Origin of the sequence: Desulfovibrio sp. MES5 (genome assembly GCF_002237645.1) — a bacterium.
Taxonomy (GTDB): Bacteria; Desulfobacterota; Desulfovibrionia; order Desulfovibrionales; family Desulfovibrionaceae; genus Desulfovibrio.
The window spans coordinates 50,051-70,611 of sequence record NZ_MJUZ01000003.1 but is presented as its reverse complement, the minus strand read 5'-3'; the positions used below and the strand labels follow the sequence as shown (position 1 = coordinate 70,611).

The following is a 20,561-nucleotide window of genomic DNA, read 5'->3' as shown; positions in this document are numbered from 1 at the left end:
GGCGGGCATGCGCCCGCCTGAGAACAAGCTATACGCAAAGAGCTTTTTTTGACACAGATTTTTTACTGCAAACCTGTGTTACGACAACTATTCAATATTTTTATCGAATATTTCTGGTAAAATCACGTTGTTTTTTTGCTGCCCAGTCAGAGCTTGCTTTTTTTTGGGGGGGGGAGGAACGCAAAGTCGGGAATGACGGAAAAAGCGGTACGGTACGCCCTTACTGCTTCCACGCCCGTATCTATCCGCCGGACTGGTAGTTTTATGGCGCCACGAGCACATGTGCACTGCGGCATCAAGGCTGCTGGCTCCACCATTGCTCTGCTGCACGCCCTGCGGGATGCGGGCACGACGTATCTACTCCACCCGCAAAAATGTGACATCTGAGCAAGAAACTGTCCGCATTGTGCAGCATCCTCCGTTTGACACCAGGAAAAATTTTTAACTATTTCAAAAAATAGCATCACAACGAAAATTCTTATCTTGTATATTTATATTTAGTCTTATTTTTAATACATTAATGACTCCATAAAGATACAAGCAATAGACATTTATAATTATCTATCTATAATATGATTTATAATATTACGACTCCTTCCAATACCACTCTGCGGCATCTTTATTGCTTCATAATATTGTAAAGTGAAGCAGGAATTTTTTGCCGCGGAGGTTATCATGTTGATTTCGCTTATCCAAGCGTGCAATGTGCCACAGCCTTCTGTCAGCACGCAAAGCTCGCCCACGCGCTGGCCAGAGTCAGCCAACCGGAACACCGGACAGGACACGGTTTCACTTTCAGAAGAAGCAATGCGCTTGAGTCAGGAGCACAGCAGCGCCTCCACTTCGGACACGGGGCAAGCCAAATCTCTTGAGCATTTTCAGTTGCCAGCTTGGATAGAGGAAGTCAGCACTCCTCTTTTAAGATATGACCCTCAGAAAGACTATAAGCCAATCCCTGCAGGGGCTAGTGAATACGGCAATGCCGTGATGACGGCCTTTAGAAACGCCCTAGATAGTAACGACATCAACTCTGACAACTATTACGATGATTTTATTATGAACCCGCAAATGAGTATGAAAGTTAAGAGTGATGTATGCGCACTGCTGCAACAAGACTCTAACGCAATGCAGCTCATGAAGATATACAACCCTTCTCTTTACCAAAAACTAGCTTAACTCGGTGACGGCAGATTTGCTTCCAGCGACCAATGGACCGGGTAGTTTGCCTGAGCGTCGCGGGAACGTCGAATCGTGTTTGCCCAAGCATCACTCAGGAGACTTTAGGTAACCACTCAAGAAAAAAGAATTTTAGTATAATTTCCGATGCCATACAAAGTTAACCCCCGATCATAGAAAGATGGTCGGGGGTTTTTGCGTGTTGAGAGACTATCAGCAATAAAGACTGAAACTTAATAGACCAGGGTGTTATTCTTTTGGGGCGAATATAATACTTAATGTGTTATGAGATATACATAGTCAAATTGGGAGATTGTGTCATGAGGGATGTGGCAACAGTATATCATTACTGTTCTCCACAGTAATTACTGGCAGAGGCCAGAGCTTGCCAAATCAATACCATAAAAGTATGCTATAAATTGCGCTCTTTTCTGGAATGTGCCATATTGCTAACGAATCGCGATAATCGGCGCGATCCGGGCAGCATATCTGCGCCCCGCAAATACCGATAAGGGAGCACTCATGGCACTGACACGGCGCAATTTTCTGGTGGGCGCAGCCTCTGCCGCAGGCATAGCCGCCACAGGGCTGGACGCGCGGGCCGAAAACAAAACCGCAGGCGCAGCAGACGCACAGGCGGAATACGCAACCCTGCTCGACATTGAAAAATGTATCGGCTGTGGTCTGTGCGTGGAGGGCTGCCGGGAACGTAACGGGCATCGCTACCCGGAAGTGAAAAAGCCTCTCCCTGCCATGTTTCCTCCTGGAACCAAGGACGAGGACTGGTCTGCCAAGCGCGATGTGGACGACAGGCTCACGCCGTACAACTGGCTGTATATCGAAAGCGTTACCGTGCAGAAAGACGGCGCGCCGCTTGAGCTGCACATTCCCCGCCGCTGCCTGCACTGCACCAACCCGCCCTGCGCCAACCTCTGCCCCTGGGGCGCGGCCAGCCGCCAGCCCGAAACCGGCACGGTGAGCATAGACAGCCAGACCTGTCTTGGCGGGGCCAAATGCCGCACTGTCTGCCCCTGGCACATACCGCAACGGCAATCGGGCGTAGGCCTGTACCTTGACCTCATGCCGCGCTTCGCGGGCAATGGCGTCATGTACAAGTGCGACCGCTGCGCAGACAGCTTTGCTCACGGCGAGCTGCCCGCCTGTGTGGAGGTTTGCCCCCAGCAGGTACAGACCATCGGCCCGCGCGAGGAAATTCTGGCGTTAGCCCGCAAGCTGGCGCAGGAACGGGGCGCGTATCTTTATGGTGTGACGGAAAACGGCGGCACCAACACATTTTATCTATCGCCCGCGCCGTTCACAGAGCTGGCGCAGCAGGTAAAACCCGGCCCCGGCAAGCCCACCTTTGCCCCAGTGGCTAACTCAATGGCGCAGGCTGACAACCTTACCCGCATGCTGGTGACAGCTCCGCTGGTGGGCGTGGCCGGGGCGCTGCTGAGCGCCGCGAGGCAAGGTCAAAACACCGAACAAATGCAGACTCGTCCGCATGGCGCCGTGCATGATCCCAGGGTCGATGCCGCGCTTTCCGGCGGCCTGCTCAAAAAATTGTGGGTAACCGTAGCTCTGCTGCTCGGCTTTACCGGCATGATGCAGCTGCCGGTGGCAAGCCGCTACGGCATTGCCAGAATCCCCGGCCTCACCTGGACTGGCGATTTTTATATCACGCTGAACATCCACTACATATTGGCGGCCCTGTTGCTGGCGTTGGGTCTGTACTGGCTGACCCTGCAGATACGCGGCAGGCTGCGTGGCCGCCTCGCCTTCTGGGGCAAGATGCGGCTGGCAGTGCTGGGCGTTGTGGTTCTGAGCGGTATTGGACGCGTTGCCAAGAACCTGCCTTCAATCACATTCTCGCCGGGCATGACGACCTTTATTGATCTTGTGCATCTGGGTTTTGCCGTGCTGCTCGGGGTGCTGTGCCTGTGGCTATGGACAACAGGGCGCGGCGCATGGCGCGACGACGGCTAGCAGATGTTTGAAACGGACGCAGCACAGCGCGACAGAACGCTCTGACAGGCAATCCATCAAGAGAGGCGTGTAACTGCCAATCTGCATATTGGCAAAAAGCAGGACGCGCAAGATTCGTGAACACGGGCAGTTCCAGACTCGCGGGCATTATGCAGAATGCCCGCCTTCATTTTTTGGCGTGCGTTCCCCGCATGAGGGTTTGCCCGCGCTTGCCGCTTCCTGCTCTTGGCCCCACCGCTGTTTGGCGCTACGCTGATTGCAGGATATCTCCTCCTCTGGCTGATGTTGCAGTATTCACACCCACCCGCGAGGCTCATCATGACCATGCCCGCATTTTACATTCCTCACGGCGGCGGCCCCTGCTTTTTTATGGACTGGACGCCGCCCGACACCTGGAACGCCCTTGCCGACTGGATGCGCTCCATCCCCACCACGCTGCCACAGCAGCCCAAGGCGCAGCTCGTGTTTTCCGCCCACTGGGAGCAGCCGCAGTTTACCCTGCTGACCACGCGGCGCCCCGGCCTGTATTATGACTATTATGATTTTCCGCCGCATACCTATGAGTTGCAGTGGCCTGCGCCGCCCGCGCCGGAACTGTTTGAACGGGTGCGCCAGTGCATGCGCTCAGCAGGCATGCCGCTCGTTGAAGACTCGACGCGCGATTTTGATCACGGCGTATTTGTGCCGGGCCTGCTGATGTATCCGCAGGCGCAGGTGCCTACACTGCAAATATCGCTGCGGCGAGGCCTTGATCCGCAGGAACATCTGGCGCTGGGCCGCGCGCTGGCCCCACTGCGGGACGAAGGCGTACTGCTGGTGGGCAGCGGCATGAGCTTTCACAACATGCGGGCCTTCCGCTACGGGGATAATACCCCCATAGAAGGGGCGAAGGTTTTTGACAACTGGCTTGCGGATGCCGTGTGCAGCCCAAATGCCGCCGTGCGCAACGCGGCGCTCGCGGAATGGGAAAAAGCCCCTGGAGCCCGCTTTGCTCACCCGCGCGAGGAGCATCTTATCCCGCTGATGGTGATTGCCGGGGCCGCCGGAGCCGCCCAGGGCAGGCTCGCGTGGCACGGCAGGGCCATGGGCGCGCCGCTTTCGGCATTTTCTTTTGACTAAATGGAATAAATACTTGCGCCCCACAGAGAAAAAATATACCGCTAAATTCTTCATGGGGCTGTAGCTCAGTTGGGAGAGCGCTTGAATGGCATTCAAGAGGCCGTCAGTTCAATTCTGTCCAGCTCCACCAGATATCTTAAAACCCCCGATCATCACTTAGATGGTCGGGGGCGTTAAATTTTTTTGGTGGTGTGCTGGTCAGAACTCTACAATGAAAGGTAGTATCCTCTTCTTCAGGGCAGTGAATGCTGCGCCTGATTACTGAATAATGATAATAGGCAACCTGAAAGGCTCTTCGGAAATTGGCGAGTGAATCGTCTCCCGGGAGTGGAAGTATTTGCAGTCCAGCACTTGGCCCTTCTGGTTTATCATGATGTTAAAAAAATAGTCGTGTTTAATGGTGCGGTTAAATCTCTTTCCGTCACAAGTCATGTCGCTTCCACCATCGGCATAATACTTGCCCGCAAAGGCATAGGTGCGTATGCCGTCAGCATCCTCCTTGTATACATCCTGAGCGTCTGGCAGCAGGTTCACATCCAGAACCGGGCTTCTGCCACAGGTTTCTGCATATTTCCCCACAATAGACGACCCATAGCGACGCTCTTTCATTTTTTTGGGTAACCACATGGTAAACCCGGTTCCGGCATCAACATAATTTTCATCCCACCCATCATAGCCTTTGCCATACCTGCCGCCGCACCCAATCAGCATCACAAACAAGCCAAACAGCGCTATATTCTTGAACATCTGATTCTCCGAACATCAAAGGGACTAGTGATGCAACCGCACTATTGAGCAGGACGAGCTTCGCCTTGGGACTCCTTGGCGCGCCGTTCAGCTAAATAGTCCGGGGTGCCTCTGACCCAAGAACACGAAATGACATCCCCATTCAAGTCAGTGAAAATATTAAAAACAGTGCTGTAGCTTATTCTTATAACCTCATCAGGTTTAAAAAACCCGCCAGATTTTGTGGTTTGCTCGACATACGAAATCGAATATGTCCATAGTTGATGCTTTTTCTTCGGCAAGGTCTTGTGTGTCATGTTAGGGTGATGCAACTCGCTGATGTTTTTTCCTTCATACAGCCTGTACATGCATAGCCGTTCTTCTTCCCGTGCCTGCAGGGGAGATACTTTTTCTTCCTTGTCGAACATAGGAATCCAGTATTTTTGAGGCTTCCCGCTGTCTGGATCAATCATTTTTTCTCTGGCCAATTGTGGCACTGGGTCGCCTATCTTTTTCGGGTAATACCCACTACAGCCAGCAAGCAACACAAAAACAAATATTAGCAGAATGGTATGCTTCATAAGCTGCTCCAAATAACTTTGTAGTGCTCATATTCCAGATAGGCAGATCGTATAAATACAATAAATTGTCAATAATATAAAACGTAATCAAATATTATACGAATACTTGTCAATAAACATCTTCTATATAAAGTTTGGAACTAGTGAATAAAAGTGAAATTTATCTATAATTGCAGTACCCATGCGATCAAGACAATTGGTAAAGAGCCGCGGCGGGGTTATATATTATTGATGGGCGTTACACGGCTGCGATACCCGGCAGCTTTCATTCTTTTCGCCCGCCAGCCAGCCCGGCACCTGCGGCCGCCCGGTTTGTGCTTAGCCAAAAGCAGGCGTATAAAATATACAAGTCCTACTTTTGTGTGCGATAAGGATCAGATTATGACTTCAATTAAAACCCCGGAAGGCGGACGCCTCTGGATTCCTGTTTTTTCTCTGGTGCTAGCCGCCTTCATATTCGTTGCCACAGAGGTTCTGCCATCGGGTTGCTTCCGGAAATTGCCAAGGATCTTGGCAGAACCGAGGCTTTCATCGGACTTTTGGTAGCTTTTTACGCATGGGCCGTGGCTTTGCTTTTCTTGTCTGCCTTGATGGCGGTCGCTTCACTGAACAACCTGGCTGACGATGTTACGCCAAAAAACCCCGACCATCTTTCGATGATGCTATGCCCCCCATAGGTGGGATGGGGGGCCGTGCTAGTTCTCGGTATCAATCTGGCGAGCTTGCATGTAACTGACGATTTCGGCCTCGGAGTACTGGACAAGGCGTGTACCTATTTTTATATACGGGAAGCCCGTCCCTTTGAACCGCTGCTTTTGGAGTGAGGAGCAACTTATACCTGTAATTGCCGCAACTGGTTTCAGTGAGGTGGAGGTCCCCAATCTTATGGAGGGCAGCCCGGTGCGGCAGCGGCTTGCGACTCTGGCGGAGCTTATGATTCCCCTGAACCTGCTGGACCCGGACGCGCCTGAATTCGCACCGGGCCGCTGTCGCACCCTGCACGACATCACCAGGTTCTGCCATAAAAAATCCGTGCGGATCATGTTTGACCAGAGTCAGGGCGTGGACCAGCGGATGGGCAAACAGCTCCGCGCCGGGGTGAAGGGCGGCTCCCTTTTTGCCGTGGCCGAAGGGTATGCCGCCGAGAGCATCCTGCTGAAAACGCGCCTTCTCGGCTACCTGCCCATCCACACCCGGCAGGTGGACATGATCATGCTGGACCAGGGGAGCGCCACCGCGCTCGGCCACAAACTCGCCACCGACATGGACGGACGGGCTCGCGGCCCGGCCTCTGCCTGTACGGCCGACATTGGCGTAATGTCCGGCCATGACAGCGCGCCCTGTATGCTCTGTAATGAGTTAATCGCTCTACTTGAGGTTTTTTTGTGAAAAAGCGAAGTGCGCATGGATACACATTCTGATAATCCACTGAGATACATGGGTAAACGGATAACCGTATTTACAAATATGCTGGCCGCTGTCACCCAGATGGATATTGAGATCGTCGATGCCGAACTCATTCGTCTGGGAGGAACGGGCAGCTATGCCGCCCGCATAGGGGAGAGCATTCAGGACGCCGGGGAGCTGTATTTCACCGCCATACGCACGGGGCAGACCATCTGCCTTGAGAACCCGCGTGAGCATCCCATTTGCCGTTCCTGCAAAAATCTTTGCAACTGCCAGGAAATGCTGAATATCTGCACACCTGTGGTTGCGGACGGCAAGACTGTCGGCATCATTGGTCTGCTTTGTTTTTCTGAGGAAAGGAAAAAAACGGTTCTCGCCAACAAGGCGTTTTACGTGGAATTTCTGGAGCAGACCGCGCATTTGCTGGCCATGAACGCCGTGGAGCGCAGGTCCTCGCGCCAGGCGGAACGCAAGCTCGATATGCTGATGCGGGTGACGGATTCCAATCTGCGCGTCATCATGGTGTTTTCCCGCAGCGGGCATATCAGTTTCTGCAATGAAACGGCCCGCAAGGAACTGGACATCCCCTACGATTATGAGGGCGCCGCTCTGGAACTCACCAAGACGGGCAATACCGTTCTGGACGCCGACGAATTTGTGGTGCGCCTGCATGAAAAGGAGTTTGTGCTTTTCGGGAACCATATCTGGTTTGAGGACGGCGATGAGAGCTTCGCCAGCGTGCTGGTGGCCGACAGCAAAAGCAGTTTCGCCGGAAGGTTAGGCGCTGGCGGAGGAGCGGAGAGCACCGTAAAAGCGGGCGTGCGGAGCATCATAGGCGAAAGTCCTGTCATGGGACAGTTGAAGAAGCGTGTGCTGCAGATTGCGGACTCCGGCTCCACTGTGCTGATCACCGGCGAAAGCGGCACGGGCAAAGAAATATTCGCGCGGGCCATCCATGCCGAAGGCAACCGGCGCGACCAACCGTTTATCACCATCAACTGCGGGGCCATCCCCGACCATCTGCTGGAAAGCGAGCTTTTCGGCTACGTGAGCGGGGCCTTTACCGGGGCCAACAAATCCGGCCATATGGGGAAATTCGAACTGGCCAACCACGGCATTGTCTTTCTGGACGAGATCAGCTCCATGCCGCTGCATTTGCAGGTCAAATTATTGCGCGTGCTGCAGGAAAAATGCTTCGCGCGCTTGGGGTCCAACAGGCTCATTTCCGTGGACGTGCGCATCATTGCCGCCACCAATGAGGATTTGCAGACCCTGGTGGCGGAGCGCATGTTCCGCGAGGATCTCTACTACCGCCTCAATGTCATTCCCATCCACCTGCCGCCCCTGAGGGAGCGGAAGAACGACGTGCCCCTGCTAGCCGATTTTTTCCTTGGGCGTTTCTGCAAAAGCCTCGGCAAATGGCCCATACGGCTGAGCGAGGCCGTGCGGGAAAAGCTCAAAAGCTATTCTTGGCCCGGCAACGTGCGGGAATTTCAGAATTGCATAGAGTATATGGTCAATATCAATACAGGTGGCGACCTGACCTGCTCCCTGCTGCCCAAAAAGATCAACGAAGCCCCGGCGTGGCGGCAGGCCCCCGATTCCATTCCTGTGGCGGTGCAAAGTCGGGAATCTGTGGCAATGGCTTCCGGGGACGCTTCAAAGCCTGTACTGCCGCTCCGGCACTTGGAAGATGAGGCCGTCAGGCACGCTGTGGCGGTTTTCGGCAACACGGTGGATGGGAAAAAACGCGCCGCCGAAGCCTTGGGCATGGGCATTGCCACCCTGTACAGAAAACTGCGGGAAATGAAGGAGCCGTAGCAGGGCCGGAATGGCATTGACACAGTTTATCAAAATAATAATTTGCGGCTTTTTCAGTTTCTCGAAATGATAAATTATCATTTCGAGAAACTGAAAAAGCCGCTTTCTCGTCTAATAATATTCCGTAACAATGGTAAATAATACGGATTGTTGTTTTGCTGCCATTTGGCATCTTCTTTGCTTTTTTATGTTTCATCAAGCTCACGTGGAGGATTTCATGAAGTCTCTATCGTACATTGTCAACGCAGGGAAAAAGTCACCCCGAAACGGTTCGGGGCTTGAAGAGTACAGCGACGAAGAAGCCGCACGCGCCCATGCGTTCCACAAAAGTTTTGCCGAATACGCGCCAACGCCCCTGGTCCGCCTGAACGCTCTGGCGCAGGACCTCGGCCTCGGCGGCATATTCGTCAAGGACGAATCAAAGCGCTTCGGGCTCAACGCCTTCAAGGTCCTGGGCGGAGCGTACGCCATCGGGCGTTATCTGGCCGAAAAACTCGGCGAACCCATAGAATCACTTACGCGCGAAAAGCTGTGTTCTCCCGCTGTGCGGGAAAAACTCGGCGATATCACCTTTGTGACCGCCACGGACGGCAACCATGGCCGTGGTGTGGCCTGGACAGCCCAGCAGCTCGGCCAGAAGGCCGTGGTGTTCATGCCCGTCGGGACCGCCGCCATCCGCGCGGAAAACATCCGCAAAACCGGGGCCACGTGCACCATCACGGACCTGAATTACGACGAGGCTGTGCGCCTGGCCAACGACTACGCCAACGGCCACAACGGCGTCATGGTGCAGGATACCGCCTGGGAAGGGTATGAAGACATCCCCCGCTGGATCATGCAGGGCTACATGACTCTGGCCCGTGAGACCGTGAGTCAACTGCGCGGCTATGGCGTCGAACGGCCCACGCACCTGTTTCTCCAGGCCGGAGTGGGCTCCTTTGCCGGGGCGGTGCTGGGCTATTTTGCCGCCAATTACGGCGACGACATGCCCGTCACGACCATCGTGGAGCCGCACCTGGCCAACTGCATCTATGGCTCGCTCAAGGCGGCCGATGGCATGCCGCACCCCGTGACCGGGCAGATGCCTACCATCATGGCCGGGCTGGCCTGCGGCGAGCCCAGCACTGTGAGCTGGAACGCCATCCGGGACTATGCCGCTGCCGCCCTTTCCTGCGGTGACAGCATTGCCGCCAACGGCATGCGCATTCTGGCCGCGCCGCGCCCCGGCGACGTCCCCGTGGTCAGCGGCGAATCGGGAGCCGTCACCGCCGGAGCGCTGGAATACATTATGAAACATGCTTCCATGGCCGATCTGCGCCGGACGCTGGGGCTGGACGCCCAGTCCAGGGTGTTGCTCATCAGCACCGAAGGCGACACCTCGCCCGAAATCTACCGCGATATTGTCTGGTACGGGCAATATCCCTGCCAGGAAAAGGAGTAAGACCATGCTGAACACGGAAAATAGAAACCAGGTTCGCGATCTTTGCGTGACTCTTGTGCGCAATGCCAGCCTGTCCGGCCAGGAAAAAGGCGTGGTTGAAGCCCTGCGCGCTTTCATGACGGCCAACGGCTTTGATGAGGTTGTCGTGGACGAATACGGCAGCATCATCGGCAGCATCAAGGGTAGGAAGCCCGGCAAAACTATTCTTTTTGACGGGCATATTGATACTGTGCCCGTGCCGGACCCGGCCGCGTGGACGCACGATCCCTTCGGCGGTGAAATTGTGGACGGCAAAATTTACGGCCGGGGCACGTCGGACATGAAGGGTGCCGTGGCTGCCATGGCCTGCGCCGCGGCCATGTTCGCCAGAGACACGGGCAAGGATTTCGCCGGTGAGATCTGCGTGGCCGGCGTGGTGCACGAAGAATGCTTCGAGGGGGTGGCCGCGCGCGCCATCAGCCGACGGGTCAATCCAGATTTTGTCATCATCGGCGAGGCTTCGGAACTGAATCTCAAGATAGGCCAGCGCGGCCGCGCGGAAGTGGTGCTGGAGACTTTCGGTGTTCCCGCGCATTCGGCCAACCCGGACAAGGGCGTCAATGCCGTGCTGTCCATGGTGCGGCTTATTGAAGGGCTGTCCGCCATCAAACCGGAAACGCAGCCGATCCTGGGCGCAGGCGTTTCTGTCGTTACCGACATCATTTCAACGCCCTATCCCGGCGCTTCCGTGGTTCCCAGCCACTGCCGCGCCACCTGCGACAGGCGGCTGCTGGTGGGCGAAACCCCCGAAGCCGTGCTGCGTCCGTATCAGGAAGTAATCACCGGGCTTGAAAGCTCGGTAAAAGACTTCAAAGCCAAGGTTTCTTACGCTTCCGGCCAGGAAAAGTGCTGGACCGGCGACACAATTGCGGGAGAGCGTTTTTTCCCCGGCTGGTTGTTTGACGAAAACGAGGAATTTGTGCGCAAGGCCCTGGCCGGGCTGCGAGAAACCGGGCTTGCTCCGGCCATATCCCACTATTCTTTCTGCACCAACGGCAGCCATTACGCTGGCGAGCGCGGCATCAAAACTCTGGGATTCGGTCCTTCCAGGGAAAATCTCGCGCACACCATCGACGAATATATTGAAGAAAGTCAACTGTATGCGGCGACTGCCGGATACGTTGCCATCAGCAAGGCCTTGCTCGGCTAGGAGCGCGGCCACGCACGGGTGCGGACGCCGGAGCGGTTTTTCCATGCCGATACCGCCCCGTGCTCCTGCTCCATGCCGGAGGGAGGGCGGCACGCGTCCGCCTTCCACCGGCAAAATGAGCGCATTCTCACGTTATGGTTTCGACTTACTTGGCTGTAGTTTTTACGTTATCGGGCGGCAGTCCGGCCCGCCGGGATGCAATCGGGCTTTATCGACAAAGAGGAAAGGCCCGCCGGGATGCCGGGAATACAAGTCACCTGGCCCAACCATTTCAGATTAAGGGGTCGTCATGCAACAGGTTTCTGCTCCCAAAGGCTTTTGGCGCGTTCGCTACACGGTGCTCAGCATCATGCTGGCGGCATGGCTGTTTTCCTTTCTTGACCGTATGGTCATGGGCATCGCTCTGCCCTATATCGGTCAGGATTTCAACCTGAACAACGAACAACTGGGGCTCATCATGAGCGCCTTTTTTGTAGGTTACGCGCTGTTTCAGATTCCCGGCGGCCTGCTGGCGGACAAGTTCGGTCCCCGCAAGGTCATGGCTGGGGCCATCACGTGGTGGTCCGTGTTCACCAGCCTGACGGGCCTTGTATTCTCCCTGCCCATCATGCTTGTGCTGCGCTGCGTCTTCGGCATCGGCGAAGCGGCCTTCCCTTCCGCCTCCTGGAAGACCATCGCCACCTATTTTCCCTCCAGCCAGCGGGCCACGGCCACGGCCATCCAGTCCTGCGTGAACGCTCTCGGACCGGCGCTGGCCACCATGGCTGCGGCCAGCATCATCCATATGTTCGGCTGGCGGCACGTCTTCATCGTACTGGGGATTCCCGGTCTGGTCATCGCGCTGGTGCTCTACCTCTACGTACGCAACAACCCCAAGGACCACCCCGGCATGACCGCCCTGGAACTCAGAGAGCTGGAAGACGATCCGGGCATTGTTTCCCTGAACGGAGCCGCACAGGAAAAGCCCACCTTCAGGCAGCTCATGCGCCAGCCCATATTGTGGCAGATGGTCATTATCTGGTTCGCCTTCGACATCACCTACTGGGGTTTTGTAAGCTGGCTGCCCTCATATCTCATCAAGGGGCGCGGCTTCTCGCTGACCGAACTGGGGCTTCTCGGTTCTCTGCCGTTCTTTGTGGGCACAGTGGCGCTGATTATCGGCGGGTTCTTCTCCGACAATCTCAAGGCCAGGGGCGTGCACAGAAAGTGGATATTCATTCCCACCTGCGCCATTTCAGCCATTGCGCTGTACATCACTTTCAGGGCTGAAACCATCACGGGCAGCGTGACCGCCCAGTGCGTAGCGGCTTTCTTCCTCTTTCTGGCTTTTGCGGCCTTCTGGGGCATTGTTGTAGACTCCATCCCTCCGGCCATCATGGGCGCCGGGTCGGCCACGGTCAATTTCGGCGGCCAGATGGCGGGCATTGTGGCGGGCTGGGCCGTGGGCAAGCTTGTTGACATGGACGGCGGATCATTTGAATGGGCCTTTTTCTTCCTTATGGGCGGAACCATTCTGGCCCTGCTGGTGGCCCTGACCATCAAGAGCGCGAAGCCTGCCGCGCAGGCCTGACCCGCCATGGCGCTCCCGCCTGCTGCGGGAGCGCCGCATTACCATGGAGGACATGATGAAAACATTGATCAAAAACGGCATATTGATTGACGGAACCGGCGCCCCCGGAGCGCCGGGCAGCCTGCTGGTGGAAGATGAGCGGATTGTGGCCGTGGGGCAGGTGGATCCCGGCGCGGATGTGGACGCAGTAGTGGATGCGGGAGGGCTGGCAATAGTCCCCGGCTTTGTCGACACCCACAGCCATTCCGACCTGGAAGTTTTCAAGGATCCGGAACTGGCTCCCAAACTGCGGCAGGGCGTCACCACGGAAATTCTCGGGCAGGACGGCATTTCCATGGCTCCGCTGCCGCAGCGGTTCATTAGCCCCTGGCGGAAGAATCTCGCCGGGCTTGACGGCGACAAGGACGACTTTGACTGGAATTACGGCACAACGGAAAATTATCTAAAGTTGTTGGAAAAGAACGGCTCCGGCACGAACCTCTGCTATCTCGTTCCGCACGGCAATGTGCGCATGGAGGCGCGCGGCCTCGGCAGCGGCATTGCCGACGAGGCGGAACTCCAGCGCATGCGCGACATCCTTTCCCGCGAGTTGGATGCGGGCGGTTTCGGTTACTCCACAGGCCTCATCTATATGCCCTGCGCCTACGCCGACACGCGCGAAATGGTAGAAACCTGCAAAGTTGCCGCCAAATACGACGTGCCCTTTGTCATCCACCAGCGCAGCGAGGCTGACACCATCGTGGACTCCATGCACGAGGTTATCAACATCGGGCGCGATTCGGGGGTGAAGGTGCATTTTTCGCACTTCAAGCTTTGCGGCAAAAACAACGCCCATCTCTTCCCCCAGGTGATCGAACTGCTCGAACAGGCCCAAAAAGAAGGCATACGGGTTTCATTCGACCAATATCCCTATGTGGCGGGCAGCACCATGCTCGGCGTCATTCTGCCCCCCTGGGCGCATGACGGCGGCACGGACAAGCTTGTGGAGCGCCTGGGCAGTGCCGAAGACCGTAAGCGCATGGTCCATGACATCACCAACGGCATTCACGGTTGGGACAACTTTGTTGCTTTTGCCGGGTTGGACGGCATCTTCGTCACCAGCGTCAAAACGTCCAGAAACACCGACGCGGTGGGCAAGAATCTTGTGGAACTGGGCAGGATGCGCGGCAAGGACCCCCTGGAAGCTACGTTCGACCTGCTGCGGGATGAAGAAAACGCCGTGGGCATGGTGGATTTCTACGGTCTTGAGGAACACGTCAAAACCCTTATCTCCAGGCCGGAAATGAACGTCTGCACCGACGGCCTTCTGGGCGGCACGCCGCACCCGCGCGTGTACGGGGCTTTTCCCAGAGTTCTGGGCAAATACGTGCGTGAGGAAAAGGTGCTGCCGCTGCATGAGGCCGTGCGCAAGATGACCGGCAGGCCCGCAGAGGTGTTCGGCATTAAGGAACGCGGCGTGCTGCGCCCCGGCAATTATGCGGATGTCGTCATTTTTGACCCGGAAACGGTCATCGACAAAGGCACTTTTACTGAACCGCGCCAGTTCCCCGAAGGCATAGCGCACGTTTTCGTCAACGGCGCGCACACCATCAATGCCGGCCATCTGGACAAAAAGGCCTTGGCGGGCAAAGTGTTGCGCAAAAAATAGGCCCTGCGGCAAGCAGGGACCGGAAAGGCGCGGCTGCAGTCCCTCGGAAAACATCGGCAGCCGCGCGTGAAATAAGGAGACGCCATGAGTTCCATCACGCTTGTAACGACCGATAAAGCCCCCGGCGCCGTGGGCCCGTACTCGCAGGCGCTGTCTGCCGGGCCGTTTGTTTTTACGTCGGGGCAACTGCCCATCATTCCAGAAACAAAGACCATGCCCCAGGACGTGGCGGAGCAGGCGGCGGCCTCGCTCAATAACGTGAGGGCCGTGCTTGAAGCCGCGGGCTCCTCCATGGACAAGGTGCTGAAAACAACCGTATATCTTGTGGATATCAACGATTTTGCCGCGATCAACGAAGTGTACGCCACCTATTTCAAGCAGCCCTTTCCGGCCCGCAGTTGTTTTGCCGTAAAAAGCCTGCCCCTTGGCGCTAAAATTGAAATCGAGGCTGTTGCCGCCATTAGCGCATTTTTATAATGTGAAAAGAGGCCTCCGCATGCGCGGAGGCCTCCAGACTGTTGACAAAGTCCTGGCAATTTAGCCGGGACTTCGTTTTTGGTGGGATAGACCCACCCCCCGGAGAGTCATAGACTCGACGGCATCAAAGTGCCACAGGTGACCGTTGCAGTTCACCAGAAACCAGGGAGGCGGGTCATGGGAGTAGTCTGTCAAGTCGGATTGGATATCGCAAAGAATATTTTTCAGGTGCATGGCGTGGATAAACACGGCAAGGAACTGTTCAACAAAAAACTGAAAAGAGCTGGCGTCCTGCATTTTTTGCCAATTTGCCCCCGTGCCTGATTGGCCTTGAGCCCTGTGGCGGAAATCATTACTGGGCATGAGCGATAGCCGGACTTGATGCCGAGCATATGGTACGGCTCGTATCTCCACGGCACGTCAAACTGTAAACATCCCCCATCTTAGTGCAAAGCTAAACTGGAATTATCCGCATGTTTGAGGGCAAATTCCGCAGGAGTCAGGTTGCCCAAGGATTCATGGGGCCTCTGTTCGTTGTACTCAAAGATTCAGTTGTCGACGATCTCTCTTACCTCGCTTAACCTACTGAAAACATAAAAGCTCAATATCTCGTCGCGGAAGGTGCGGTTGAAACGTTCTACGTAAGAGTTTTGTGTCGGTTTTCCTGGTTGAATAAACTCAAGCTCTACTCCGTGTTGTTCAGCCCAGCCCGCAAGCTGAACGGAAATGAACTCCGGACCGTTATCCATCCTCAGCTTTGCCGGGAAGCCACGCCAAGTCGCAATGCGTTCAAGCACTCGGATAATCCGCGCCGTCGGTAGATTTGTGTCGACTCCAATCGCCAAAACTTCTCGACTATAGTCGTCGAGTACGTTGAACGTGCGAAAGCGTTGCCCGCTCATCAGGCTGTGGCTCATAAAATCAACTGACCAACACAAGTTTGTGGCAATTTGCGCCTCAAGGCATACTGGCTTACGGGCCGGCAACCGTCTTTTCCCCTTCCGCCGCAGATGCAAGTTCAGTTCACGGTAAATTCTGTGTACCCGCTTATGATTCCAATTATGCCCTTTGCGTCGCAATACTGCAAAATACTTTGGAAACCCATAGCGAGGGTAGGCTTCGACCAGCTCAAGTAGCGCCATAATCACCGGCATATCGTTCCGAGGAGTGGCCTGATAGGCAAACACTGTGCGGCTCAGCCGCAACGCGGTGCAAGTCCTCGTGATGCTCAAACCATACTCTTCGTGAAGGAAGCAGACTAATTCGCGCTTCTCGGCTGGCCTCAGAGCTTTTTTTCGATAACGTCCTTCAAGGCCCTGTTTTCCAAACTCAAATCAGCGAACATCTGCTTGAGCCGGGCGTTTTCGTACTCAAGTTCACGCATCCGTCTGAGGTCAGAAGCTTCCAAGCCGCCGAATATACTCTTCCAGGAGTAATACGTGGCGTTGCTGAAGCCGTATTCACGGCAAACTTCCTTGGCCGTGCGGCCAGCCTCAACCTCTTTGAGGATCTTGATAATCTGGTGCTCTGAAAACCGAGATTTCTTCATGCTCGCCTCCGTAGGACGGGTCTAGCAGAAATCTCCAGTTTAGGGGCGTACTATTTTACGGGATACTTACAGCAGAGCTTGCATAGCAGCTTTTTTCTGCTTGTTCATGATGTGCTGATAGTGCTTCCAATATCCTTCGCCCCAAAACTTTCTGTTGCCGAACTTGTACTTAAGGTTTGCGTGTTTATCAAAGATCATCAGTGAGCTTTTGCCTTTCAAATACCCCATAAAACTCGATACGCTGATCTTTGGCGGGATACTCACCAGCATGTGTATATGGTCTGGCATCAAGTGCCCTTTTAAAATCTCTACCCCTTTGTACTTACAAAGACTCTGCATGATTTATTTTATACTATCGCGCAGTTGTGCGAATATTATTTTTCTTCGATACTTAGGGGTAAACACGATATGATACTTGCACAGCCATTTTGTGTGAGCTAAGCTTTGGGTCTTGGTTCCCATAACAAAAACACCCTTCTTTAAAAATTACGATGGGCTTGAACAACTTCATCGTACAGGAAGGGTGTTTTTGTGTGTATAACGCTTTGTCCCCACCCGCATAGCGGGAGGTTCTCTGTTTCGCGCGCTGGCGCGCTCAACTGGCTAAAGCCATAATTAAAGGCCTCAATGCTTTTCAGCATTGAGGCCTTTCGCCTGTAAGCGGCTGCATTGTGCTATATATTTTTGACTTTAACGGCATTAAAAGGTTGTACAAGCCGGGCCAACCATTGATGACGAGTTTTGGGTTCCGGGGCGCTGGCAATGGCAAATTCGTGATACAGGGCCGGATCATCCATCACGAGAAAAACCACATTTACAGAGCTGCTGTCCAAAAGTTGCGCCTTGGGAAATTCCTTTTTCACTTCCGCAAGACGTTGCTCAGCCTTTTTCAGTATACTCGCCCGGTCGCCAAACTGCATGGCCCCCATGGCACAGCTTTTGACGCACATAGGCTGCATACCGGCCTGGATGCGGTCTATGCACATATCACATTTGACAATCTGGCCCGTCTTTTCATCCTTGCGAGGAATATTGTAGGGGCAGGCTTCACGAATAGCTTCAAAATCCTCCCCCTTTGTCTTTTCCGTAAAGATGACTGCTCCTGTGGATTCATCCTGAATAATGGAGCCTTCCAGTTCGGCAGTGGCCATGCAGGGGGGGTAGTCACAGTGACGGCATTGGTCTGGAAAAAAATACCATCGTACATCGCCATCAATCAAATGCTCGCTGAAGCGCACGAGTTTAAAATTATAGGCGTTGAGGTCTGGTGGATTCTGATGGCTTCCCCACTGCTTTGTATTATTAGCGGGCAGAGACTTCCACTCCTTACAGCCAACCTGACATCCACGGCAGGCTGTGCAACGGGAGGTATCTACAAGAATGGCTTTTGGCATGTTTTCCTCTGCTTTTCTACAGTTCTGTTACCTTTTCAGCCTTGTAAACATTCACCAAGCAAGCTTTATACTCGGGGATAGTCGTATTGGGGTCACCAATGGACAAAGTCACCCTGTTGGTTGAGTCCCCACACTTGGGCTTTGACCATCCGAAACAGAAAGGCATGCCAACCAGATGCAATTTTTTGCCCATGACCATGAACGGACGTATGCGCACTGTGACCATGGCAACGGCCTCTGTTTTACCTCGCAGACTTTCCACAATTACCACATCGCCGTTGTTGATGCCTTTTTCTTTGGCAAGATCATGGCTTATCTCAATATACTGTTGTGGTTCTGCTTCAAGCAGAGGAGGCGCGTTGCGCGTTTCAGAACCAGAGCACCAGTGTTCAGTAAGGCTGTAAGTCGTCAAAACAATAGGAAATCTCGGATCTCCATGCTTGGCCAGGGCATCCATATCACTTTCGATAACCTTCATGCAGGGATTATGCATCTGGTTCGAAAAGGGATTTTGCGTCAACGGCGTTTCCGCCGGTTCATAATGCTCGGGCAGCGGGCCGTCCTCTCGCCCTGGACCGTAGAACTGCGAGAACCCTTCGGTTGTCATGATAAAAGGATATACTCCGCCCTTTTGAGCCATGGCGGGTTGCCGCCGTCCGCCACATCGCCGACCCACTTTCCATCTTCCCACGCTATGACAACGCGGTCCGGGTTATATGGTTTGCCGTTCTTGTCCACGCTGGCGCGGTTATAAAGAATACGGCGGTTCAACGGCCATGCCCACGAGAAACCAGGGAAGAGGCCAATCTTCGCCTGACGCGAGGTCTGGGTAAGATCCCGACGCTTGGCAAGGTTTCCCGCCTTCTCGTCAAAGCATCCGCAATATACCCAACACATGGACGTGGTTGACGGAAAGACGGCAATAAAGATCATTTCTAAAGTGGCCTCTTTCCACAGCCTGCATCAGAGACACGTTGGTCGCGGCTACCCAGGATGCCAGCCTCTGGCAGTTTGCACGGTAGGGCCAACAACCTGAAATAATAAATACAGGCTGTTGGCATAAATAACACAATAGACAATGAAATTCATTTTTAATTTGGGATATAAAAAATCCTCCTTCGGGCAGCCAAGTCCTGCGGCCTCGTGTATTTTTATCATCATGCTTTTCATGCATACATTTTAAAACCACTGTAAAGTCGGGTTGTAACATGATTGAAATTGTAAGATCAAAGCTGCACGGCCTTCATGTAACGGGTTGTGACCTTGAATATCATGGATCAATAACCCTTGATCCACTCATATGCCGCCAAGCTGGCATGTATCCAATGGAATTCGTTTATATATGGAATAAAAACAGCGGCCAGCGCATTTCAACCTACGTCATTTACGGTGAACCCGGATCACGCTGCTGCGTCCTTAACGGCGCGGCAGCCCGCACCTGCCAGAAGGGCGATGCCGTAATCATCTGCGCCTCCATGCAGGTTCAGAATCCTGACGATCTCTACACCGTCAGGCCCAATGTTCTTACATTCGACCAAGAAAATAATATTGTTGAACATTTTCAGTACAATGTATTCAAATCAAAAGCATTTGAATACGATTTCAGGATAGACAGCGTTTCATAGTGCCGCCCGTGAATATCGTTGTCGCAAATGTATACGAAGCCCTGGGAGTATCCACTGACACCCCCCATGCAGACCTGAAAAAAAATATAGGGCGCGTACACCGCAACACCCGGATTGCGCACGCCTTCCGTCAGGCGAACTCTTTCCTCAGCGCGGAAGAGCAGCAGAAGGCTCTGCGTTTTCGTTTCGCCCGTGACAGTCTGCTTTATGCTCATGCCCACGCACTGCTGCGTCACGAACTCAGTATGAATCATCCTGAAATCAAACCGGCGGCATGGACGTTTTGCGCGGGGCGTTGCGGGAAACCATATCTGACAGGGCGTTATCGGACCCTATGGTTCAACCTGTCACACGCATGGCCGTTCATAGCCGTGCTCACCTGCTCCGCCGGTCGGTGCGGCGTTGATATCGAACGCGCAGAAACGCCGCCCGCATATGACGAAATTTCGGAACACGCTTTACACGCCGAAGAGCGCGCTGCCATCCACGAAAGCAACAAGCCCGGCACGCTTTTTTTGCAATACTGGACCATGAAAGAAGCCGTCTGCAAGGCCATCGGTTGCGGAATGCCAAGAGGGTTTCCCGCACTGCGCATTCAGCCGGGTCTTCAGGCCGTACTCCTTAACGGGCGAAGGCTTTTTGCATGCCTCGCGACCACTGCGGATGTAACGGCTGGCTATGTTCTGGCTGGCTGTTGCCTGACAAGGCGGGCATCTGCCTGTGAGGCGACAAGCGTCCGCCTTGAGCGCCTTGGAGCAACATAGTCCACGCTTTGAAGGAGAGCTACGCGCTGCACCGCTTGCTGCACAAATTTGCGTAGCGCCTTCCAATGATTTCAAACCTTTCTGAGGT

At 54.4% G+C, this 20,561-nt stretch carries 19 protein-coding genes, 1 tRNA gene and 3 pseudogenes; 14 read left to right on the top strand and 9 right to left on the bottom strand.

All coding sequences use genetic code 11. From position 1 onward, the window contains the following. Positions 1-264: 264 nt before the first annotated feature. The 5 genes from BCS36_RS01005 (at position 265) to BCS36_RS00985 (ending at position 4,411) form a co-directional block, all read left to right on the top strand. The gene (locus BCS36_RS01005; protein WP_291301072.1) at positions 265-387 is read left to right on the top strand and encodes a hypothetical protein; all 123 of its coding nucleotides are present in this window, start codon (positions 265-267) and stop codon (positions 385-387) included. Between the two features lie 288 nt (positions 388-675). Beyond that, complete coding sequence (locus BCS36_RS01000; RefSeq protein WP_291301071.1) at positions 676-1,176, top strand: hypothetical protein; 501 nt, start codon at positions 676-678, stop codon at positions 1,174-1,176. Positions 1,177-1,698: 522 nt separating this feature from the next. After that, complete coding sequence (locus BCS36_RS00995) at positions 1,699-3,162, top strand: 4Fe-4S dicluster domain-containing protein (protein ID WP_291301070.1); 1,464 nt, start codon at positions 1,699-1,701, stop codon at positions 3,160-3,162. Positions 3,163-3,480: 318 nt separating this feature from the next. After that, the gene (locus BCS36_RS00990) at positions 3,481-4,281 is read left to right on the top strand and encodes a class III extradiol ring-cleavage dioxygenase (RefSeq protein ID WP_291301069.1); all 801 of its coding nucleotides are present in this window, start codon (positions 3,481-3,483) and stop codon (positions 4,279-4,281) included. Between the two features lie 54 nt (positions 4,282-4,335). Further along, positions 4,336-4,411 (top strand) — tRNA-Ala (locus BCS36_RS00985). 128 nt (positions 4,412-4,539) lie between these two features. Here BCS36_RS00985 and BCS36_RS00980 read toward each other — a convergent pair. Together BCS36_RS00980 and BCS36_RS00975 are read right to left on the bottom strand one after the other, a co-directional pair. Further along, the gene (locus BCS36_RS00980) at positions 4,540-5,028 is read right to left on the bottom strand and encodes a hypothetical protein (RefSeq protein WP_291301068.1); all 489 of its coding nucleotides are present in this window, start codon (positions 5,026-5,028) and stop codon (positions 4,540-4,542) included. A 41-nt stretch (positions 5,029-5,069) separates the two neighbouring features. After that, complete coding sequence (locus BCS36_RS00975; protein WP_291301067.1) at positions 5,070-5,588, bottom strand: hypothetical protein; 519 nt, start codon at positions 5,586-5,588, stop codon at positions 5,070-5,072. 867 nt (positions 5,589-6,455) lie between these two features. Between BCS36_RS00975 and BCS36_RS00970 the strand changes: the two genes are divergently transcribed. The 7 genes from BCS36_RS00970 to BCS36_RS00940 all read left to right on the top strand — a co-directional run bounded on the left by BCS36_RS00970 (position 6,456) and on the right by BCS36_RS00940 (position 15,141). Further along, a complete protein-coding gene (locus BCS36_RS00970; protein ID WP_367209050.1) occupies positions 6,456-6,977 on the top strand; it encodes a hypothetical protein in 522 nt (173 codons plus the stop codon). A 15-nt stretch (positions 6,978-6,992) separates the two neighbouring features. Then, a complete protein-coding gene (locus tag BCS36_RS00965; protein ID WP_291301066.1) occupies positions 6,993-8,816 on the top strand; it encodes a sigma 54-interacting transcriptional regulator in 1,824 nt (607 codons plus the stop codon). Positions 8,817-9,033: 217 nt separating this feature from the next. Beyond that, on the top strand, positions 9,034-10,257 hold the full coding sequence (gene dpaL / locus BCS36_RS00960; RefSeq protein ID WP_291301065.1) for a diaminopropionate ammonia-lyase: 1,224 nt from the start codon (positions 9,034-9,036) through the stop codon (positions 10,255-10,257). Positions 10,258-10,261: 4 nt separating this feature from the next. Then, positions 10,262-11,446 carry a YgeY family selenium metabolism-linked hydrolase gene (locus tag BCS36_RS00955; RefSeq protein WP_291301064.1) on the top strand — a complete coding sequence of 395 codons (1,185 nt, stop codon included), beginning with the start codon at positions 10,262-10,264 and terminating at the stop codon, positions 11,444-11,446. 289 nt (positions 11,447-11,735) lie between these two features. Next, on the top strand, positions 11,736-13,016 hold the full coding sequence (locus BCS36_RS00950; RefSeq protein ID WP_291301063.1) for an MFS transporter: 1,281 nt from the start codon (positions 11,736-11,738) through the stop codon (positions 13,014-13,016). Between the two features lie 55 nt (positions 13,017-13,071). Beyond that, the gene (locus BCS36_RS00945; protein ID WP_291301062.1) at positions 13,072-14,664 is read left to right on the top strand and encodes an amidohydrolase family protein; all 1,593 of its coding nucleotides are present in this window, start codon (positions 13,072-13,074) and stop codon (positions 14,662-14,664) included. 84 nt (positions 14,665-14,748) lie between these two features. Next, positions 14,749-15,141 carry a RidA family protein gene (locus tag BCS36_RS00940; RefSeq protein WP_291301061.1) on the top strand — a complete coding sequence of 131 codons (393 nt, stop codon included), beginning with the start codon at positions 14,749-14,751 and terminating at the stop codon, positions 15,139-15,141. A 60-nt stretch (positions 15,142-15,201) separates the two neighbouring features. On the opposite strand, the gene BCS36_RS00935 is transcribed toward BCS36_RS00940, so the two are convergent. The 7 genes and pseudogenes from BCS36_RS00935 to BCS36_RS00910 form a co-directional block, all read right to left on the bottom strand. Further along, positions 15,202-15,504 carry a hypothetical protein gene (locus BCS36_RS00935; RefSeq protein ID WP_291301060.1) on the bottom strand — a complete coding sequence of 101 codons (303 nt, stop codon included), beginning with the start codon at positions 15,502-15,504 and terminating at the stop codon, positions 15,202-15,204. 80 nt (positions 15,505-15,584) lie between these two features. Further along, positions 15,585-16,690, bottom strand: a pseudogene (locus BCS36_RS00930) (IS3 family transposase). A gap of 126 nt (positions 16,691-16,816) precedes the next feature. Next, positions 16,817-17,152: pseudogene (gene tnpA, locus BCS36_RS00925) on the bottom strand (IS200/IS605 family transposase); the annotation flags it as partial. A gap of 212 nt (positions 17,153-17,364) precedes the next feature. Next, positions 17,365-18,084, bottom strand: a complete 720-nt coding sequence (locus BCS36_RS00920) for a 4Fe-4S dicluster domain-containing protein (RefSeq protein ID WP_291301059.1) — start codon at positions 18,082-18,084, stop codon at positions 17,365-17,367. Between the two features lie 16 nt (positions 18,085-18,100). Further along, positions 18,101-18,993, bottom strand: a pseudogene (locus BCS36_RS00915) (molybdopterin dinucleotide binding domain-containing protein); the annotation flags it as partial. Continuing rightward, positions 18,953-19,048, bottom strand: coding sequence for a hypothetical protein (locus BCS36_RS14130; protein ID WP_367209056.1), 96 nt, complete (start codon positions 19,046-19,048; stop codon positions 18,953-18,955). The gene BCS36_RS14130 and the pseudogene BCS36_RS00915, both read right to left, overlap by 41 nt. Before the next feature lie 20 nt (positions 19,049-19,068). Beyond that, positions 19,069-19,254, bottom strand: a complete 186-nt coding sequence (locus BCS36_RS00910) for a hypothetical protein (protein ID WP_291301058.1) — start codon at positions 19,252-19,254, stop codon at positions 19,069-19,071. A 38-nt stretch (positions 19,255-19,292) separates the two neighbouring features. On the opposite strand from BCS36_RS00910, the gene BCS36_RS00905 reads away from it, so the two are divergent. Together BCS36_RS00905 and BCS36_RS00900 are read left to right on the top strand one after the other, a co-directional pair. After that, the gene (locus tag BCS36_RS00905) at positions 19,293-19,709 is read left to right on the top strand and encodes an aspartate 1-decarboxylase (protein ID WP_291301057.1); all 417 of its coding nucleotides are present in this window, start codon (positions 19,293-19,295) and stop codon (positions 19,707-19,709) included. 245 nt (positions 19,710-19,954) lie between these two features. Further along, entirely contained in the window at positions 19,955-20,473 is a 519-nt protein-coding gene (locus BCS36_RS00900; RefSeq protein WP_291301056.1) for a 4'-phosphopantetheinyl transferase superfamily protein, read from the top strand. Positions 20,474-20,561 lie beyond the last annotated feature (88 nt).

Bases quoted from the DNA above. Each gene is read 5' to 3' on its own strand.
- BCS36_RS01005 (WP_291301072.1), top strand. From the start codon at position 265: ATGGCGCCACGAGCACATGTGCACTGCGGCATCAAGGCTGCTGGCTCC.
- BCS36_RS01000 (WP_291301071.1), top strand. From the start codon at position 676: ATGTTGATTTCGCTTATCCAAGCGTGCAATGTGCCACAGCCTTCTGTC.
- BCS36_RS00995 (WP_291301070.1), top strand. From the start codon at position 1,699: ATGGCACTGACACGGCGCAATTTTCTGGTGGGCGCAGCCTCTGCCGCA.
- BCS36_RS00990 (WP_291301069.1), top strand. From the start codon at position 3,481: ATGACCATGCCCGCATTTTACATTCCTCACGGCGGCGGCCCCTGCTTT.
- BCS36_RS00980 (WP_291301068.1), bottom strand. From the start codon at position 5,028: ATGTTCAAGAATATAGCGCTGTTTGGCTTGTTTGTGATGCTGATTGGG.
- BCS36_RS00975 (WP_291301067.1), bottom strand. From the start codon at position 5,588: ATGAAGCATACCATTCTGCTAATATTTGTTTTTGTGTTGCTTGCTGGC.
- BCS36_RS00965 (WP_291301066.1), top strand. From the start codon at position 6,993: ATGGATACACATTCTGATAATCCACTGAGATACATGGGTAAACGGATA.
- dpaL (WP_291301065.1), top strand. From the start codon at position 9,034: ATGAAGTCTCTATCGTACATTGTCAACGCAGGGAAAAAGTCACCCCGA.
- BCS36_RS00955 (WP_291301064.1), top strand. From the start codon at position 10,262: ATGCTGAACACGGAAAATAGAAACCAGGTTCGCGATCTTTGCGTGACT.
- BCS36_RS00950 (WP_291301063.1), top strand. From the start codon at position 11,736: ATGCAACAGGTTTCTGCTCCCAAAGGCTTTTGGCGCGTTCGCTACACG.
- BCS36_RS00945 (WP_291301062.1), top strand. From the start codon at position 13,072: ATGAAAACATTGATCAAAAACGGCATATTGATTGACGGAACCGGCGCC.
- BCS36_RS00940 (WP_291301061.1), top strand. From the start codon at position 14,749: ATGAGTTCCATCACGCTTGTAACGACCGATAAAGCCCCCGGCGCCGTG.
- BCS36_RS00935 (WP_291301060.1), bottom strand. From the start codon at position 15,504: ATGCCCAGTAATGATTTCCGCCACAGGGCTCAAGGCCAATCAGGCACG.
- BCS36_RS00920 (WP_291301059.1), bottom strand. From the start codon at position 18,084: ATGCCAAAAGCCATTCTTGTAGATACCTCCCGTTGCACAGCCTGCCGT.
- BCS36_RS14130 (WP_367209056.1), bottom strand. From the start codon at position 19,048: ATGCAGGCTGTGGAAAGAGGCCACTTTAGAAATGATCTTTATTGCCGT.
- BCS36_RS00910 (WP_291301058.1), bottom strand. From the start codon at position 19,254: ATGAAAAGCATGATGATAAAAATACACGAGGCCGCAGGACTTGGCTGC.
- BCS36_RS00905 (WP_291301057.1), top strand. From the start codon at position 19,293: ATGATTGAAATTGTAAGATCAAAGCTGCACGGCCTTCATGTAACGGGT.
- BCS36_RS00900 (WP_291301056.1), top strand. From the start codon at position 19,955: ATGAATCATCCTGAAATCAAACCGGCGGCATGGACGTTTTGCGCGGGG.